This is a genomic window from Kutzneria buriramensis, from assembly GCF_003387475.1.
Classification (GTDB): domain Bacteria; phylum Actinomycetota; class Actinomycetes; order Mycobacteriales; family Pseudonocardiaceae; genus Kutzneria; species Kutzneria buriramensis.
On record NZ_QUNO01000008.1, the window covers coordinates 239,869 to 256,357 of the forward strand.

At 72.6% G+C, this 16,489-nt stretch carries 18 protein-coding genes; 16 read left to right on the plus strand and 2 right to left on the minus strand.

From position 1 onward, the window contains the following. The first annotated feature begins 60 nt into the window (after positions 1-60). The 14 genes from BCF44_RS24475 (at position 61) to BCF44_RS24535 (ending at position 12,916) form a co-directional block, all read left to right on the plus strand. Positions 61-1,407, plus strand: coding sequence for a PucR family transcriptional regulator (locus tag BCF44_RS24475; protein WP_116176694.1), 1,347 nt, complete (start codon positions 61-63; stop codon positions 1,405-1,407). A 98-nt stretch (positions 1,408-1,505) separates the two neighbouring features. Continuing rightward, positions 1,506-2,240 (plus strand): G1 family glutamic endopeptidase, encoded by a 735-nt coding sequence (locus tag BCF44_RS24480; protein ID WP_211353201.1) that lies wholly within the window; start codon positions 1,506-1,508, stop codon positions 2,238-2,240. 138 nt (positions 2,241-2,378) lie between these two features. Then, positions 2,379-4,370, plus strand: a complete 1,992-nt coding sequence (locus BCF44_RS24485) for a primosomal protein N' (protein WP_116176695.1) — start codon at positions 2,379-2,381, stop codon at positions 4,368-4,370. A gap of 100 nt (positions 4,371-4,470) precedes the next feature. After that, the gene (locus BCF44_RS55635) at positions 4,471-4,623 is read left to right on the plus strand and encodes a hypothetical protein (protein WP_170217719.1); all 153 of its coding nucleotides are present in this window, start codon (positions 4,471-4,473) and stop codon (positions 4,621-4,623) included. A gap of 45 nt (positions 4,624-4,668) precedes the next feature. Next, positions 4,669-5,217 (plus strand): peptide deformylase, encoded by a 549-nt coding sequence (gene def / locus BCF44_RS24490; protein WP_116176696.1) that lies wholly within the window; start codon positions 4,669-4,671, stop codon positions 5,215-5,217. Further along, positions 5,217-6,146: a methionyl-tRNA formyltransferase gene (gene fmt / locus BCF44_RS24495; RefSeq protein WP_116176697.1), complete on the plus strand. Its 930-nt coding sequence runs from the start codon at positions 5,217-5,219 to the stop codon at positions 6,144-6,146. The genes def and fmt overlap by 1 nt, the downstream gene beginning before the upstream one ends. Beyond that, positions 6,143-7,579 (plus strand): RsmB/NOP family class I SAM-dependent RNA methyltransferase, encoded by a 1,437-nt coding sequence (locus tag BCF44_RS24500; protein ID WP_116176698.1) that lies wholly within the window; start codon positions 6,143-6,145, stop codon positions 7,577-7,579. Before fmt ends, BCF44_RS24500 begins: the two co-directional genes overlap by 4 nt. Beyond that, a complete protein-coding gene (locus BCF44_RS24505; RefSeq protein ID WP_211353202.1) occupies positions 7,536-8,303 on the plus strand; it encodes a GNAT family N-acetyltransferase in 768 nt (255 codons plus the stop codon). Before BCF44_RS24500 ends, BCF44_RS24505 begins: the two co-directional genes overlap by 44 nt. Positions 8,304-8,403: 100 nt before the next feature. Next, a complete protein-coding gene (rpe, locus tag BCF44_RS24510) occupies positions 8,404-9,048 on the plus strand; it encodes a ribulose-phosphate 3-epimerase (protein ID WP_116176889.1) in 645 nt (214 codons plus the stop codon). After that, the gene (ribD, locus tag BCF44_RS24515) at positions 9,045-10,061 is read left to right on the plus strand and encodes a bifunctional diaminohydroxyphosphoribosylaminopyrimidine deaminase/5-amino-6-(5-phosphoribosylamino)uracil reductase RibD (RefSeq protein WP_116176699.1); all 1,017 of its coding nucleotides are present in this window, start codon (positions 9,045-9,047) and stop codon (positions 10,059-10,061) included. Before rpe ends, ribD begins: the two co-directional genes overlap by 4 nt. A gap of 11 nt (positions 10,062-10,072) precedes the next feature. Further along, the gene (locus tag BCF44_RS24520) at positions 10,073-10,687 is read left to right on the plus strand and encodes a riboflavin synthase (RefSeq protein ID WP_116176700.1); all 615 of its coding nucleotides are present in this window, start codon (positions 10,073-10,075) and stop codon (positions 10,685-10,687) included. Further along, positions 10,684-11,958 (plus strand): bifunctional 3,4-dihydroxy-2-butanone-4-phosphate synthase/GTP cyclohydrolase II, encoded by a 1,275-nt coding sequence (locus tag BCF44_RS24525; RefSeq protein ID WP_116176701.1) that lies wholly within the window; start codon positions 10,684-10,686, stop codon positions 11,956-11,958. Before BCF44_RS24520 ends, BCF44_RS24525 begins: the two co-directional genes overlap by 4 nt. Further along, positions 11,955-12,455, plus strand: coding sequence for a 6,7-dimethyl-8-ribityllumazine synthase (gene ribH, locus BCF44_RS24530; protein WP_116176702.1), 501 nt, complete (start codon positions 11,955-11,957; stop codon positions 12,453-12,455). The genes BCF44_RS24525 and ribH overlap by 4 nt, the downstream gene beginning before the upstream one ends. Further along, entirely contained in the window at positions 12,446-12,916 is a 471-nt protein-coding gene (locus BCF44_RS24535; RefSeq protein ID WP_116176890.1) for a PH domain-containing protein, read from the plus strand. The genes ribH and BCF44_RS24535 overlap by 10 nt, the downstream gene beginning before the upstream one ends. Before the next feature lie 60 nt (positions 12,917-12,976). Here BCF44_RS24535 and BCF44_RS24540 read toward each other — a convergent pair whose 3' ends face one another. Then, a complete protein-coding gene (locus BCF44_RS24540; protein ID WP_116176703.1) occupies positions 12,977-14,524 on the minus strand; it encodes a helix-turn-helix domain-containing protein in 1,548 nt (515 codons plus the stop codon). A gap of 248 nt (positions 14,525-14,772) precedes the next feature. Here BCF44_RS24540 and BCF44_RS24545 point away from each other — a divergent pair, with 248 nt between their 5' ends. Next, positions 14,773-15,273 carry a hypothetical protein gene (locus BCF44_RS24545; protein WP_116176704.1) on the plus strand — a complete coding sequence of 167 codons (501 nt, stop codon included), beginning with the start codon at positions 14,773-14,775 and terminating at the stop codon, positions 15,271-15,273. Between the two features lie 22 nt (positions 15,274-15,295). On the opposite strand, the gene BCF44_RS24550 is transcribed toward BCF44_RS24545, so the two are convergent. Continuing rightward, positions 15,296-15,811: an AAA family ATPase gene (locus BCF44_RS24550; RefSeq protein ID WP_170217720.1), complete on the minus strand. Its 516-nt coding sequence runs from the start codon at positions 15,809-15,811 to the stop codon at positions 15,296-15,298. 174 nt (positions 15,812-15,985) lie between these two features. On the opposite strand from BCF44_RS24550, the gene BCF44_RS24555 reads away from it, so the two are divergent. After that, on the plus strand, positions 15,986-16,447 hold the full coding sequence (locus tag BCF44_RS24555; RefSeq protein WP_116176891.1) for a Rieske (2Fe-2S) protein: 462 nt from the start codon (positions 15,986-15,988) through the stop codon (positions 16,445-16,447). The last annotated feature ends 42 nt before the right edge of the window (positions 16,448-16,489 follow it).

A 16,489-nucleotide genomic window follows, 5' to 3' on the forward strand; every position in this document is an offset into this window, starting at 1 on the left:
AGGTCACCCTAGGAAGCGGCGGCGTGCGGGCCCTCTGGTCGAAGTGCACAATCTCCAGCCATGGCATTGGGTAGAACGTCCACCGTTCCGCTCGGCGCGCTGGTGGGCCGGCCGGCGCTGGGCCTGGTCGTGCTCACCGGCTCGGACCAGTTGGATCGCCCGATCCGGTGGGCGCACGTCAGCGAGCTGCGCGACCCCGTGCCGTACCTGCTGGGCGGGGAGCTGCTGCTGACCGCGGGCGTGAACTTCCCCGAGGACGTCGACGCGTACGTGCGCGGACTGGTCACCGCCGGCGTGCAGGCGCTGGGGTTCGGCATCACGCCCGTTTACGACGAAGTACCCGCCCGATTGGTTGAGGCGTGTACACGACACGGGCTGCCGCTGCTGGCGCTGCCGCCGTCGACGCCGTTCCTCGCCGTGAGCCAGGCAGTCAGCGTCGCGCTGGCGGAGGCGGAGCACGCTGAGCTCCGGTGGCTGTCCGAGGCGCAGGCGACGCTCACCCGTGCCGCACTTCGGCCGAATCCCGTACGGGCCGTGGTGGGGGAGTTGGCGGGGCTCGCCGACTGGTGGTGCGTGCTGGTCGGTGCCGACGGCGTGCTCGCGCAGGTCGGTGTCGACGGTGTGGATCCGGCGGTCTTCGAGCTGGCGGCGCGCGTGCGGACCGGCAGCGGTCCGCGCAGCGCGTCCACCGAGATCGGGTCGTCGCACGTCGTGGCCTACCCCGTCGAGCCCGGGGAGGTTCTCGTGGTGGGGGCCGCGGCGCCGTTCTCCGTCGCGGACCGGGCGGTCATCGCCGTTGCCTTGGCGCTGCTGGCCTTGGCCGAGCGGGCCGACGGTCGTTCGGTCACGAAGATGTTGGTCGGCGAGGACGACTTCACCGGCTACCGGGTCGTGCGCGGCCGTCGGAAGTCCCGTGCCGGCAAGGATTTCGACCTGGGCACCGCGCTGGTCGACGTCGAAGGCGGCCGATTGCGTGCCGTGGTCACGACTTCGCCGGATGTCGTTGCGGCGCAAGAGGCCGGCTGGCTGCTCGCGGTGAGTTCCCCGGTGGGCGTGGGCGATCTGCCGTCCGCCGACCGGGAGGCGGAGCGGATGCTGGAACGCGCGGTCGCCATCGGCCGGCCCGTGACCGGCGCAGACGGCGTCGCCGCGCTGGTCGATCCGGCCGCCGCCGCCCGGTTCGCCACGTCGTTGCTGGAACCGTTGGCACAGCGGCCCGAACTCGTGACGACCTTGCGCACCTGGTTGGCGTGCAACGGCAACTGGGACCGCACCGCCGCCGAACTCGGCGTGCACCGCAACAGCGTGCGGCACCGGATCGGCGTGGTGGCGCGGGAGCTGGCCATCGACCTGTCCGATGCCCAGCGGCGCATGGAACTTTGGTTCGCTTTGCGGTGGTCTGACTGAATCAAGGGTTCGTGCCAAGGGGTTTCCCCCCTTCACCGACGGGTTTCGGCGAACCTAGCGTGGCTGGGCAGTGTGACCCCTGCCCGAGGAGACCCGTCGTGACCACGCGTCTGCGTTTAGCCATCGCCGTGATCGCCCCGCTCGCCGTGATCGGCCTCGCCACCCCCGCCGCCGTCGCGGCGCCGGCGCCGCACCACATCAACCTGCCGCTCAACCACGGCCTGTCGCACAGCACCAGCGGCAACTGGGCCGGCTACGCCGTGACCGGCGGCAAGTTCACCAGCGTGTCCGCCAGTTGGGTGCAGCCCGCCGTGAAGGCCACCTCCCAGGACGCCTACTCCAGCTTCTGGGTCGGCATCGACGGCGACGGCAGCAACTCCGTCGAACAGCTCGGCACCGAGGTCGACTACATCAACGGCCAGGCCGAGTACTACGCCTGGTACGAGATGTACCCGGCCTACCCGGTCAACTTCAGCGACACGGTGCGCCCCGGCGACCACTTCACGGCCTCGGTCACGGAGACCACCGGCGGCAAGTTCACCCTGAAGATCGCCGACACCACCCGCGGCTGGAGCCACACCGTCACCAAGACCTACTCCGCCGCCAAGCTGGCCAGCGCCGAGATCATCGCCGAGGCGCCGTCCGACAGCAACGGCACCCTGCCGCTGGCCGACTTCGGCAGTGTGAGCTTCACCAACGCCACCGCCAACGGCCAGAACATCGGCAACCTCAGCTACGACCCGATCACCCAGGCCAGCGGCGGCACCACCAAGGACGCCGTCTCCGGCCTCTCCGGCGGCAATGCCTTCACCTGCACCTGGAAGCACGTGTAACAACCCCCGCGAGTCGCGCTCTCAGGCACACCGAATGTCGTTTTCGGACAGTGCTCGGAAGGGGGCATTCCTGGCGTTCAATGCCAGGAATGCCCCCTTCACGGCATCGGCAGGGGCTGCTCTGGTAGACCTCCTAGCGTGACCACCAGCGGGAACGTCCGGCGCGGTGAGCGGCGCCCGGCCGCCTCCGCCGCGGTCGCGCGCGTCAGCGTCGACGTGCCGCTGCCGTACCACCTGGACTTCCCCTTCGACTACCGGATCCCCGCCGAGTGCGACGCCGACGCCCGGCCGGGGGTGCGGGTGCGGGTGCGGTTCCGGGGCAAGCTGACCGACGGCTTCCTGCTCGAACGGGTGGAGCACACCGAGGTCGCCGACAAGATCAAGTACATCGAACGGGTGGTGTCGCCCGAGGTCGTGCTGACCCCGGAGATCCACGGCCTGGCCCGCGCCGTCGCCGACCGGTACGTCGGATCCCTCGCCAACGTGCTGCGCCTGGCGATCCCGCCCCGGCACGCCCGCGCCGAATCCCGCGCCGCCGACGACCTCGTGCCGCCGCCGAGCCGCCCGGCGGCGCAAGGCTGGCAGCGGTACACGCGCGGACCCGCCTACCTCGACGCCCTCGGCAACGGCCGGTCCGCGAACGCCGTGTGGCAGGCGCTGCCGGGCGAGGACTGGCCCGCGCGACTCGCCGAGGTCGCGGCGACGGTCGCCTCCACAGGTAAGGGCGTCGTCATCGTGGTGCCCGATTACCGCGACGTGAATCGCGTTTTCGCGGCGTGTAGCGCACTGATCGACGGAGTTGTCGCATTGTCGGCCGACCTCGGGCCGGGGGAGCGGTACAAGCGGTGGCTGTCGGTGCTGCGAGGCACCGTGCGCGTGGTCGTCGGCACGAAGGCGGCTGCGTTCGCGCCGGTCGCCGATCCGGGGCTGTTCGTCGTGTGGGACGACGGTGACAGCGGCCACGCCGAGCAGCTCGCGCCGTATCCGCACGTACGCGACGTGCTGGTGCAGCGGGCGCACATGGCCGGCGCCTCGCTGCTGGTCGCCGCCTTCGCGCGCACCGCCGAGGCGCAGCTGCTGGTCGACACCGGCTGGGCGCCGGAGATCGTCGCCGCGCGCGAGCAGCTGCGCGCTGCCGCGCCACGGGTCGTCGCCATCGGCGAGACCGACACCCAGCTCGCACGTGACGAGGCCGCGCGCACCGCCCGCCTGCCGGCCATCGCCTTCGACGCCGCACGCGAGGCGCTGAAGGCGGGGCGGCCGGTCCTCGTGCAGGTGCCCCGCCGTGGCTACGTGCCGGCGCTCGCGTGCGCCAACTGCCGCGTACGGGCGCAGTGCCGCAAGTGCGCCGGGCCGCTGGCGCTTCCCGGCGGCAGTGACGACGGTGCCCCGCGCCCCGCCGAATGCCGGTGGTGCGGCGCCGTGGAGGTCATGTTCCGGTGCACCGCCTGCGGTTCGCGCCGGCTGCGCGCTGTGGTCGTCGGCTCCAAGCGCACCGCTGAGGAGCTCGGCCGTGCCTTCCCGGGCTTCGTCGTACGGACCTCAGGCGCCGGCGACGTGCTCGCCGAGGTGCCTGCCGCGCCAGCCCTCGTCGTCGCCACCCCCGGTGCCGAGCCGTACGCCGTCGGCGGCTACGGCGCGGCACTGCTCCTCGACGGCTGGGCCATCCTCGGCCGGGCCGACCTCCGTGCCACCGAGGAGGCGCTGCGGCTGTGGATGACCGCCGCCGGCATGGTCGTGCCCGCCGCGCAGGGCGGCCGCGTCGTCGTCACCGCCGAGTCCGGCCTGCCCACTGTGCAGGCGCTCGTCCGGTGGGACCCCGTGTGGCACGCCAACCTCGAGCTCTCCGGCCGTACCGAGCTGGGCTTCCCGCCCGCCGTGCGGATGGCCACCATCGACGGCGTGCCCGACGCCGTCGCCGCCGTGCTCGACGAGCTCCGCCTGCCCGCCACCGGCGAGATCCTCGGCCCCGTGCCGCTCGGCGAGGACAAGGAGCGGGCCCTCGTCCGCACCTCCCGCGCCGAGGGCCGCGCCCTCGCCGACGCCGTCGCCGCCGCCGTCCGCGTGCGGACCGCCCGCAAGGACCCCGACCCCGTCCGCGTCCGCATGGACCCGCTGGAGTTGCTGTGACTCATCCTCGGGTATGAGCCGCGGAATGCGACCCGACGGCGACGCGGGATGACGGTGACCAGCGCGAACCTGGTGTCACGATCGACACGAGGAGCATCCGATGACCACGCTGATCGCCACCCCGAACACCATCGCCGTCCGCTGGCCGGCGCACCTGTTGTCGGCCCTGCTCACCGCCGCGAAGTTCACCGGGCACTTCGTCGTGGCCATGGCGACCGTGCTGTTCCTGGGGGCCGACTACGCAGAGCACTGATCTCCTAGACTGGACCGGCAAGGCCCGTCCAGCCCAGGGAGACCAGTGACCGTCCAGCCCATCCGCCTGTTCGGGGACCCGGTGCTGCGCACCCGCGCCGCCGAGGTCGCCGACTTCGACAAGGAACTCCGCGGCCTGGTCGCCGACCTGTGGGAGACCATGGAGGACAAGGGCGGCGCCGGCCTGGCCGCGCCGCAGCTGGGCGTGGGCCTGCGGGTGTTCACCTACCACTGCGACGGCTTCGAGGGACACCTGGTCAACCCCACCTTCGACGTGGTGGGTGAGGAGATGCAGGACGGCCCGGAGGGCTGTCTGTCGATCCCGGGCATGTCCTGGGACTGCAGGCGGCACCTGCACGTGGTGGCCAAGGGCTGGAACATGCACGGCGAGCCGGTCGAGATCGAGGGCAGCGAGCTGCTGGCCCGGTGCATCCAGCACGAGACGGACCACCTGGACGGCGTGATGTTCCTGGACCGCCTGGACGCGCAGACCCGCAAGGAGGCCATGAAGGCCATCCGCGAGGCGGAGTGGTTCGCGGGCGCGGTCCCCACGATCAAGCAGAGCCCGCACAGCCTGTTCGGCGGTGGCCGCTGATGCGCCTGGTCTTCGCGGGCACGCCGGAGGTGGCGCTGCCGTCGCTGCGGGCCCTGATCGCGTCCGAACGGCACGAGGTGGCGGCGGTCGTGACCAGGCCGGACGCCCCGGCGGGCCGCGGCCGGCACCTGGTGCGGTCACCCGTCGGCGCGCTGGCCGACGAGCACGGGATCGAGGTGCTGACGCCGGCGAAGGCGGGCGCGCCGGAGTTCCTGGACCGGCTGCGGGAGATCGGCCCGGACTGCTGCCCGGTGGTCGCCTACGGGGCGTTGCTGCCGCAGCGGACGCTGGACGTGCCGTCGCACGGCTGGGTGAACCTGCACTTCTCGCTGCTGCCGGCCTGGCGCGGCGCGGCCCCCGTCCAGGCGGCGGTGCGGGCCGGCGACGAGATCACCGGCGCGAGCACCTTCCGCATCGTCAAGGAGTTGGACGCGGGCCCGGTGTTCGGCACGCTGACGGTCGAGGTCGGCGAGCACGAGACGTCCGGTGAGCTGCTGGACCGGCTCGCGGTGGCCGGCGCGGACCTGCTGGTCGCGACCCTGGACGGCATCGAGGACGGCACGCTGGAGGCGCGCGAGCAGCCGGCGGCCGAGGGTGTCAGCTACGCGGGCAAGATCACCGTGGACGACGCGCACCTGGACTTCGCCGCCCCGGCGCGGGCGGTGGACCGGCTGGCCCGCGCGGTGACGCCGGAACCCGGCGCCTGGGCGGTGTTCCGCGGTGAGCGCCTCAAGCTGGGGCCGGTGCGGCTGTCCGATGTGGATGGTCTGGCCCCCGGTGAGCTGCGGGTGGAGCGCAAGCGCGTGCTGGTCGGCACCTCGACGGCGGCGGTGCAGCTGGGCGAGGTGCAGGCGCAGGGCAAGAAGCGGATGGCCGCGACCGACTGGGCGCGCGGCACGAGGATCGAGGCAGGGGAGCGGTTGGCGTGACGGAGCGAAGCGGCGGACCGAGCAGGCGTCCGTCCCGGCCGCAGCGCCAACACCCGCCGGCCCGGCGCACCGGTCCGCGCCGCCCGCCGGAGGACGACCCGGCGCGCCAGGCGGCGTGGGACACGCTGAAGGCGATCCGCGAGCGCGACGCCTACGCGAACCTGGTGCTGCCGAAGTTGCTGCGGGAGCGGCGGATCAGCGGCCGCGACGCGGCCCTGGCCACCGAGTTGGCCTACGGGGCGGCGCGGGCGCGGGGCATGCTCGACGAGATCATCGCCGCCTGCTCGGACCGGCCACTGTCCGAAATAGACGGGCCGTTCCTGGACGCGATGCGGCTGGGCGCGTACCAGTTGCTGCGCACGAGGATTCCCTCGCACGCGGCGGTGGCGTCCACTGTGGACCTGGTGCGCGGGGTGCACGGCTCGGGGCCGGCGGGCTTCGTGAACGCCGTGCTGCGGCGGGTCGGCGAGCAGGACGAGCAGGCGTGGGTGAAGCAGCTGGCCCCGGAGGACCCGGTCGGCCACCTGGCGTTCGCCAACGCCCACCCGAAGTGGATCGCCCAGGCGTTCGCCGATGCCTTGGGGGACAAGGGAGACGACCTCGCCGCCGCGCTGCGCGCCGACGACGCCCGGCCGGCGGTGCACCTGTGCGCCCGGCCGGGGGAGATCAGCAACGAGGAGCTCGCGGCGATCGTGGGCGGCGACGTCGCGCCCTATTCGCCGTACGGGGTGCACCTGGAGCCCGGCTCGGGCGACCCCGGCGACCTGGAGCCCGTGAAGGAGCGGCTGGCCGGCGTTCAGGACGAGGGCAGCCAGCTCTGCGCCCTGGCCCTGACCCGCGCGCCCCTGGATGGCCCCGACGAGCGGTGGCTGGACCTGTGCGCCGGCCCCGGTGGCAAGGCTGCTCTGCTGGCGGCGCTGGCCCGCCTGTCCGGCGCGACCCTCGACGCCGTCGAGAAGGCCCCGCACCGCGCCGACCTGGTCCGCAAGTCCACGACCGGCCTCGACATCACCGTGCACGTCGCGGACGGCCGCGAAAGCGGGCTGCCCGAGGGCGGTTTCGACCGCGTGCTGGTCGACGCCCCGTGCACCGGCCTCGGCGCGCTGCGCCGCCGGCCGGAGGCGCGCTCGCGCCGCAAGCCCGACGACGTCGCCGACCTGACCAAGCTCCAGCGCGAGCTGCTCCAGTCCGCGCTGAAGCTGGTGCGCCCGGGCGGGATCGTCGCGTACGTGGTCTGCTCGCCGCACCTGCGGGAGACCATCGGCGTCACGTCGGACATCGTCCGGAAGGGACTGGCGGAGCCTTTGGACACCAGGGAATTCTTTCCCGACGTGCCGGAGCTGGGCGACGGTCCGCACGTGCAGCTGTGGCCGCACAGGCACGGCACGGATGCCATGTTCTGCGCCATTCTGCGCCGGCCGCTCGGGCGTTGATGCAGATCGTGCCCGTCATCCGGTCGGCGGCCCGGCCGGAAAGCCGAGCCTTCCTCCTGCGCTCCGCTTCGCGTTCTGGAACTGCGTCACGCTGACCGACGTCGGCGCCGACCCGGATCTCCTGGAGGAGCGCCTGCACGCGGCGGCGGAGACCATGCGTGCCAAGGAGCTGCCGGGATTCCTGTGGCTGTTCGAGGACCTGCTCGATGACGCCGCGCGCGACGCCCTCGCCGTCGCGGCCAAGCGGGCGGGCCTCGACCACGCCTTCCCCGGCACGGGCATGGCCGGCGACCTGCTGCCGCTGCCCGAGCCGACCCATCCGCACCTGACGTTCGAGCGCGTCACCACCGAGGACCAGCTGCGGGCCTACGCCGACATCAACTCGCGGGCCTACGGCTTCGAACTGGCGGACGGCCGCGACGGGCTGCTCGGGTCCGGCCTGTGGAAGAACGACGTGTTCGCCTACCTGGCCCGGCGAGCCGGTGGCGGTCGCGGGGAGCGTGCCGACCGACGGCTGCCTGTTCGTGGTCCTGGTCGCCACCGAGCCGTCCTGGCAGCAGCAGGCTACGGCGAGGCCGTCACGCGGAAGGCGATGCACGAGGGGGCCAGGGCCACCGGCCTGACCCGGGCCACGCTGCACGCCACCGAGGCCGGTCGGCCGGTATACGAGCGGATCGGCTTTCTGCCGAATTCGCCGATCCACTTCCACGAGCTGCCGGACTGATACGGCGGCCGGTGTGACCTACGGCCTATTCGGGGGCGCGGCGCGGGGCCTAATCCATGCGGTTCCGACAACTAGACTCGGCCTCGTGTCACAGTCGCCGCTGATCGCCCCGAGCATCCTGTCCGCCGACTTCGCCCGGCTGGGTGAGGAGGCCGACGCCGTCGCCGGCGCGGACTGGCTGCACGTGGACGTCATGGACGGCCACTTCGTGCCCAATCTGACCCTGGGCCTGCCGGTGGTGCAGGCGATCCGCAAGGCCACCGACATCCCGCTCGACTGCCACCTGATGATCGACGACCCGGACCGCTGGGCCGTCGGCTACGCGGAGGCCGGCTCCTACAACGTGACGGTGCACGTGGAGGCGGCCAAGGACCCGGTGGCGCTGGCCAAGAACCTGCGGGCGGCCGGCGCGAAAGCCGGCCTCTCGGTCAAACCGGGCACGCCGCTCGAACCGTACGTGGACGTGCTCAAGCACTACGACACGCTGCTGGTGATGTCGGTGGAGCCTGGCTTCGGCGGCCAGTCGTTCATGCCGGAGGTCCTGGACAAGGTCCGCACCGCCCGCCGCCTGGTCGACACCGGCCACCTGACGCTGCTGGTGGAGATCGACGGCGGCATCAACGACGACACGATCGAGCAGGCGGCCGACGCGGGCGTGGACTGCTTCGTCGCCGGCTCGGCGGTGTACGGGGCGAAGGACCCGGCCGAGGCGGTCCGCCGGCTCCGGGCCAAGGCCGTGCGATGACTCCCCAAGAGGCGATGCGCGCGGCGATCGCGGCCAGCGAGCGGGCCCGGGGCAACACCAGCCCGAACCCGCCGGTGGGCGCGGCGATCGTGGCCGCCGACGGCACCATCGCCGGCATCGGCTCCACCCAGCCGCCGGGCGGCCCGCACGCCGAGGTCATGGCGCTGCGCGAGGCGGGGGAGCGGGCCAAGGGCGGCACGGCGTACGTGACGCTGGAGCCGTGCTCGCACTACGGCCGCACGCCGCCGTGCACGCAGGCGCTGCTCGCCGCCGGCATCGAGAAGGTGTACTACGCGGTCGCGGACCCCAACCCCCGAGCGGCAGGCGGCGCCGACGTGCTGCGCGCGTCGGGCGTCGAGGTGGAGGGCGGCCTGCTCGGCGAGGACGTGGAGCGCGGGCCGCTGCGCGCGTGGCTGCACTACGCGCGCACGGGGCGTCCGCACGTGACGTGGAAGTACGCGGCGAGCCTGGACGGCCGCGTCGCCGCGGCGGACGGCACGAGCCGCTGGATCAGCTCCCCGATGTCCCGCCAGGAAGTACACGACATCCGCCGCAAGGTCGACGCCATCGTCGCCGGCACCGGCACCGTACGCACCGACGACCCGCAGCTCACCGCCCGTGAGGACGACGGCACCCTCTCCGCGCGGCAGCCGCTGCGCGTGGTCGTCGGCACGAGCGAAATAGACCCGACCGCCCGCGTGTTGGACGACGCGGCGGAGACGCTGCACGTGCGTAGCCACGACCCGGACGAGGTGTTGGCCGCACTGGTCGAACGGGGTGTCGTGGACGTGTTGCTGGAGGGTGGTCCGCGGCTGGCGGGCGCGTTCCTCCGGGCGCACCGCGTCGACCGCGCCCTCGTTTACATAGCGCCGATGCTGCTGGGCGCCGGCCCGGCCGCGCTGCTGGACGCCGGCGTGAACACCATCACCCAGGCGCTGCCTTTCGGCATCGAAGACGTCACCATGAGCGGACCGGACGTGCGGATCTCCGCGGTACCGGTCAAACCCGAGTAGAGGGAGACCCCGTGTTCACCGGGATCGTGGAGGAACTGGGCGAGATAGTCGCCGTGGAGCAGCTGCCCAACGCCGCGCGCCTGACAGTGCGCGGTCCGCTGGTGACATCGGATGCCAAGCACGGCGACTCCATCGCCGTGAACGGCGTGTGCCTGACCGTGGTCGAGACCGGCGACGGCACCTTCACCGTGGACGTGGTCGACGAGACGCTCCAGCGGTCCAGCCTGGACAAGATCCACGAGGGCGACGTGGTCAACCTGGAGCGCGCGATGGCCGCCGGCCAGCGCCTCGGCGGCCACATCGTGCAGGGCCACGTGGACGGCGTCGGCCTGCTGCTCGAGCACAACGACGGCGGCCTGACCCGGTTCGCGATCCCGGCCTCGCTGTCCCGCTACCTGGTGCAGAAGGGCTCCGTGACGGTCGACGGCATCTCGCTGACGGTCGTGGACGTCACCGACGAGAGCTTCGCCGTGGCGCTGATCCCCACCACGCTGGAGGTCACCACGCTCGGCCGGCGCCGGCCCGGCGACCGCGTCAACATCGAGGTGGACGTGCTCGCCAAGTACGTGGAGCGGCTGGCCACGCCGCACCTGGCCGCGCTGAGCGCGCACGAGGAGGTCCGGTGAGCAACCCGATCAGCACCGAGTCGGCGATCGAGCAGGCCATCGCCGACATCGCGGCCGGCAAGGCCGTGGTCGTGGTGGACGACGAGGACCGCGAGAACGAGGGCGACCTGATCTTCGCGGCGGAGAAGGCGACGCCGGAGCTGATCGCCTTCATGGTGCGGTACACCTCCGGCTACATCTGCGTGCCGCTGCCCGAGTCGGTGTGCGACCGGCTGGACCTGCCGCCGATGTTCCACACCAACCAGGACGCCCGCGGCACCGCGTACACCGTCACCGTGGACGCCAAGCAGGGCGTCAGCACCGGCATCTCCGCCGCCGACCGGGCGCACACCATCCGGCTGCTGGCCGACCCCACCTCCGTCGCCGGCGACTTCAACCGGCCCGGCCACGTGGTGCCGCTGCGCGCCCGCGAGGGCGGCGTGCTGCGCCGCGCCGGCCACACCGAGGCCGCCGTGGACCTGGCCAAGATGGCCGGCCTGGCGCCCGCCGGCGTGCTGTGCGAGATCGTCAGCCAGAAGGACGAGGGCGACATGGCCCGCCGCGACGAGCTGACCGTGTTCGCGGCGGAGCACGACCTCCAGATGATCACCATCGCGGACCTGATCGCGTACCGCCGCCGCAACGAGCGGCACGTGATCCGGGTCGCCGACGCGCGCATCCCCACCGCCCACGGCGAGTTCACGGCCGTCGGCTACGACTCCACGCTGGACGGCATCGAGCACATCGCGCTGGTCCGGGGCGAGCTCGGCGACGGCGAGGACGTGCTGGTGCGCGTGCACTCCGAGTGCCTCACCGGCGACGTGTTCGGCTCGCTGCGCTGCGACTGCGGTCCGCAGCTGGACGCCGCGCTGGAGGCCGTCGCCGCCGAGGGCCGCGGCGTCGTGCTGTACATGCGTGGGCACGAGGGCCGCGGCATCGGCCTGCTGCACAAGCTTCAGGCGTATCAGTTGCAGGACAACGGCGCGGACACCGTGGACGCCAACCTGGCGCAGGGCCTGCCCGCCGACGCCCGCGACTACGGCACCGGCGCGCAGATCCTCGTGGACCTGGGCATCAAGTCCATGCGGCTGCTCACCAACAACCCCGACAAGCGCGTCGGCCTGGAGGGATACGGCCTGAAGGTGGTCGACCGGGTGCCGCTGCCGGTGTGGCCGAACCCGGAGAACCTGCGTTATCTGCGGACCAAGCGCGACCGCATGGGACACGACCTGCATCATCTTGAGCAGTACGAGTCCGCGAGTGACAGCGAGAGCGACGGAGCGCAGCGATGAGTGGCGACGGTCGGCCTTCCATCCCGGTGCCGCAGTGGTGTGAGGACCTGCGGCTGGCGGTGGTGGCCACCCGATGGCATCCGGTGATCACCGACAACCTGCTGGACCGCGCGCTGGTCGCCGCGGCCAAGGCGGGCGTCAAGGAGCCGACCGTGGTGCGGGTGGCCGGGGCCGTCGAGCTGCCGGTCGTGTGCCAGGCGCTGGCCCGGCACCACGACGCCGTCGTCGCGCTGGGCGTGGTCATCCGCGGCGGCACGCCGCACTTCGAGTACGTGTGCGACGCCGTGACCGCCGGTCTGACCCGGGTGTCGCTGGACGAGTCCACGCCCATCGGCAACGGCGTGCTCACCTGCGACACCGAGCAGCAGGCGCTGGACCGCTGCGGTATGCCGTCCTCGGCGGAGGACAAGGGCTTCGAGGCCTGCGTCGCCGCGCTGGACACCGCCGTGCAGATCCGCAACATCAACCGGCCGTGGACGGACAGGGGATTGGTGTGAGCGACACCGTCACCTTCCGTCCGAAGCGGGTCCGTCTCGTCGCGGTGCCGGTGGCGATCGGGCTGATCACGGTGTTCGTGGTGATCGCCATTCTGCTGCGCAACACCCCCACCGGGGCGTACTTCGAGCTGTCCGACCAGGTCGCCATGGCCATGGTCGGCGTGCTGCTGGCTGGCGGCGTGCTGCTCCTGACCCGGCCGCGGGTGCGGGCGCAGCGGGAGTGGATCGAGGTCCGCAACCTGCTGGGCTCGACCCGGTACCGGTGGAGCGACGTGCGGGGGCTCAGCTTCCCCGACGGCGCCGCCTGGGCCCGGCTGGAGCTGCCCGCCGACGAGTACGTGTCCGTGATGGCCGTGCAGTCCGCCGACGGCGCCCGCGCGGTGACCGCCATGCGGGCCCTTCGCGCCCTGTACAAGGACGCCGCCGCCTATCGCGACGCCACCACCCAGCCCAAGTCCTGATTGTTTGGAAAGGACCATTCCTGACGTTCGATGTCAGGAATGGTCCTTTCACACCATCGGTCAGGCCGTTCTGACGGCCCTGATCGCATCCTGGACCTCGCGGACGGCATTGATCTGGCGGTAGTGCGCCGATTCCGTCACGAAATCCTGCAGCTTGCGGCGCACCCGGCCGGACCGCAGCCGCACCACCATCGGCAGCACGGACTGGATCAGCTCGCACGCCGCCTCCGGCTCGCCGGTGGCCAGCCGCGTGCGGGCCAGGCCGATCACGTCGAACACCCGGCTGCGCACCTTGGACGGGTCGCGCAGCGCCAGCGCCCGGCGGATGTGCCGCTCGGCCAGCGGGGCCTGGGTGGGATCGTGCCGCGCCAGGTCGCGCAGCCGGGCGCCGATCACCCCCTCCATCTCCGCCTCGTCGAACGACGCGTTCCAGCGCGGCTCGCTCGCCCCGTCCCGCGCGGCGAAGCACTCCTGCGCGTGCCCGACCGCCCGGTGGAACTCGTTGACCCGGCCGAGCAGCGCGTACGCCCACGCCTCGCGGGTGTGCAGCAGCGCCCGCAGCCCGGGCGTGGCCGTGCGGCGGGTGCCGTACTGGCCGAGCTGCACCAGCTCCAGCCCGTCCTCGGGGCGTCCGAGGTCGAACATCTGCCGGGCCATCGAGGCCAGGCACAGCGCGCCGAACGGCTCGTTGCGGCTGGCCTTGGACATCCGCACCGCGAGCACGTAGTAGCGCTGCGCCGAGTCGTGCAGGCCGGCGTCGAACGACATGCTCGCCGCCATCTTGGCCAGCTCCGCGCCCACCTGGAACGCCTGCTGCGTGTTGGGCGAGTCCGGCGCCCTGCGCAGCCGCTCGGCCAGCTCGTTGAGCTGCCCGAGCACCGCCTTGCGGGCGACACCGCCGCCGCCCGACCAGCCGCGCAGTCCGTCGACGACCGTGCGCATCGCCGCCAGCTCGTCGCCGCTGATCGCGCCGCCGGCCGCCCATTTGGCCAGCGGCTGCAGCGGCGTCAGCCAGTGCTGCATCGGTTCGACGAGAGAGGGTCCTACCGCTATCGCGGCGCCTGCGGTCAGCGCCGCCCTTCTGCTGAGAGTCAAGTCGCTCCTCGTCACCTCTTCGGCGGACCGGGCAGTGCTCAGCGCGTCCCAGGACGGCGAGAAGACGTCCTGGGCCGATGAGCCCTCGGGGTCACGGGGTCGGGGAGGGCCCGTGCGGTCGAACCAGAGGCGTTCGGGCGGCACCCCGAGCACCTCGGCGAAGGCGCGCAGCTTGTCGATCCGGTCGATCGGGTTCTCCCCGTTCTCGTACCGGGACAGCTGCGCCTGGCTGATGCCGAGCCAGCCCGCCATCCGGTCCTGGGTGATCCGGTGCGGGTGCTGGGGGTGGTGCCGGTACGCGCCGATCAGCGCGCCCATGTCCTGGTCGGCGAACGCCTCGGCGAGCGCCGGGTGGTCCCAGAAGCCGTCCGCCAGCTGGGGCGGGCCGAAGCCGCCGGCCCGGCCGGCGCGGCGGCAGGCGGTGCACAGGCGGTCGGAGTTGTCCGCCGCGATGCGGGCGCCACACGGACATGTTCGTCCGGTGCTGGCCTGCCGTAACCTCACCGGTTCCATGGCACCTCGCCCCCGTCACTGAGCGTGTTCACAGTGTAATCGCTGGTGAGAGCGTGTCTATTCACCTCATGCATGAAATCGCCTGCCCTTCATCCGGACCGGTGATGCAGCGGCCGGATAGAACCCATCCGGGTGCGGTTTGGCGGAGGCCCGGCGGGTCGGCGCACGCTGCACGGACACCAGGGCGCCCGGCGACGAACCCGCCGGCCAACGCCGCAGCGACCGCCCGACCCGGGAGGACGTCCGCCATGCGTACCTCGACCCAGCCGCCACGAGCCCCGCAGGCCGTCGTGCAGCCGCCGCAGCCGCCGGAGGGCAGCTTCGGCCGGACCCTTGGCGAGGTCGTCGCCAACTACCGGATGCTCGGCTGGCGGGTCAACGTGACCGAGCAGGGCGTCCTGCTGCCGCTCGGGCCGACCACCACCGCGCTCGTGATGCCGGCCCGCATCGGCTCCGCCGTGCTCGCCGAGCTGCGGGCCCGCATGCTCGCCGGGCCGACGCTGGTCATCCCCAGCCCGCAGGAGAACTGGGTGTTCCTGGCCGAGCTGGTCGCCCTGCTGCCGGCGCAGCTGCGCACCCCGTCCGAGATCCGGTTCGTGCGCTCGCCCAGCAGCATCGTGCTGCCGCCCACCATGACGCCGTACGGGCGGGTGCGGTGGGCCAACGCCCCCTCCTTCAGCCGGCACTGGCTGCCGCCGTTCACCGCCGTGCTGGCCGTGGCCAGGACGATCGCCAGCGCGGCCAACTGACCCTGTCGCGGGGAATCGGCGCCTACCCGCGTTCGGGGCGCGGGTAGGCGCCGACCCGGCCGTCGACGGCGCGTTCCACCGCGAGCACGACGTCGGCGACCGGGCCGTCGGCCGACACCACGGCACCCAGCTCGAACAGGTTGTCCCGGACCTTGCGCCAGTGCACCGCGACCATCTCGCGCAGCGGCTCGCGGCCCGGGCGGCCCTTCTCGCGCGCCGTCACCGTCGCGAGATCGGCCCACAGCGTCACCACGTGCAGGTCCGCGCCCGCCGGCAGCGTGCGCGAGAACTGCTCGACCATGTCGGCGTCGTGAAACACGAAGTCGAACACCACCAGCTCGAATCCGGCGTCGAGATACACGCCGGTCGCCGCGCCGGCCACCCGGAACGACAGGCCGCGCGGCCGATGCCGGTCGCGCGTGACGACGAACGCCTTCAGCGCGTCCCCCTCGATCCACGCTCCGTTCGCCGTGCGGGCGGCCAGTTCGCGGGCCACCGTCGACTTTCCGATTCCGGCCGGGCCATTCAGGACGAGCACGCGCTGATCCGTCACAACGGACAGTTTTCCGATGGCGTCCAGCGAATTTCTGAGGAACTCCCGAGGTTGCCATTCCAGGCGATTTCACAGCCAATGCGGATGAACCCCTGACCTGACATCCACGTGTATCTGGTGGACTGTGTCTTCCCCACCACGCTCGCACGGAGGCTTGTCTTGACTACGCCCGAGGTCATCGCCAACCCGAACCGCCGCCAGGTGCTCTGCGGCCTGGTCGCCGCCCTGGTCGCCGGCGGCGCGGTCACGACGGCGTGCAGCAGCGCGTCCACCAGCGACGCGTCGGGCCCCGCGAACAACAACCAGCCGAAGGCCGCAGCCGGCACCGAGGTCGCGAAGCTGGCCGACGTCCCGGTCGGCGGCGGCACGCTGGTCGACGAGCCCGGTGGCACCGGCAAGCTGCTGCTCGTCCAGCCCAGCGCCGGCCAGGTGAAGGCGTTCAGCGCGGCGTGCCCGCACCAGGGCGTCACCGTCGGCACGCCGCAGGGCGGCACCATCACCTGCCCCGGCCACGGCAGCCAGTTCGACGCCAGCACCGGCGCCCTCAAGCGCGGCCCCGCGACGACCGGCCTGACCGCCGTCGACGTGAAGGTCAACGGCGCCGCCGTCGTCCTGGCCTGACGGCCCGCCCGCACGCGGTCGCCGACCGCGTGCGGGAACTGT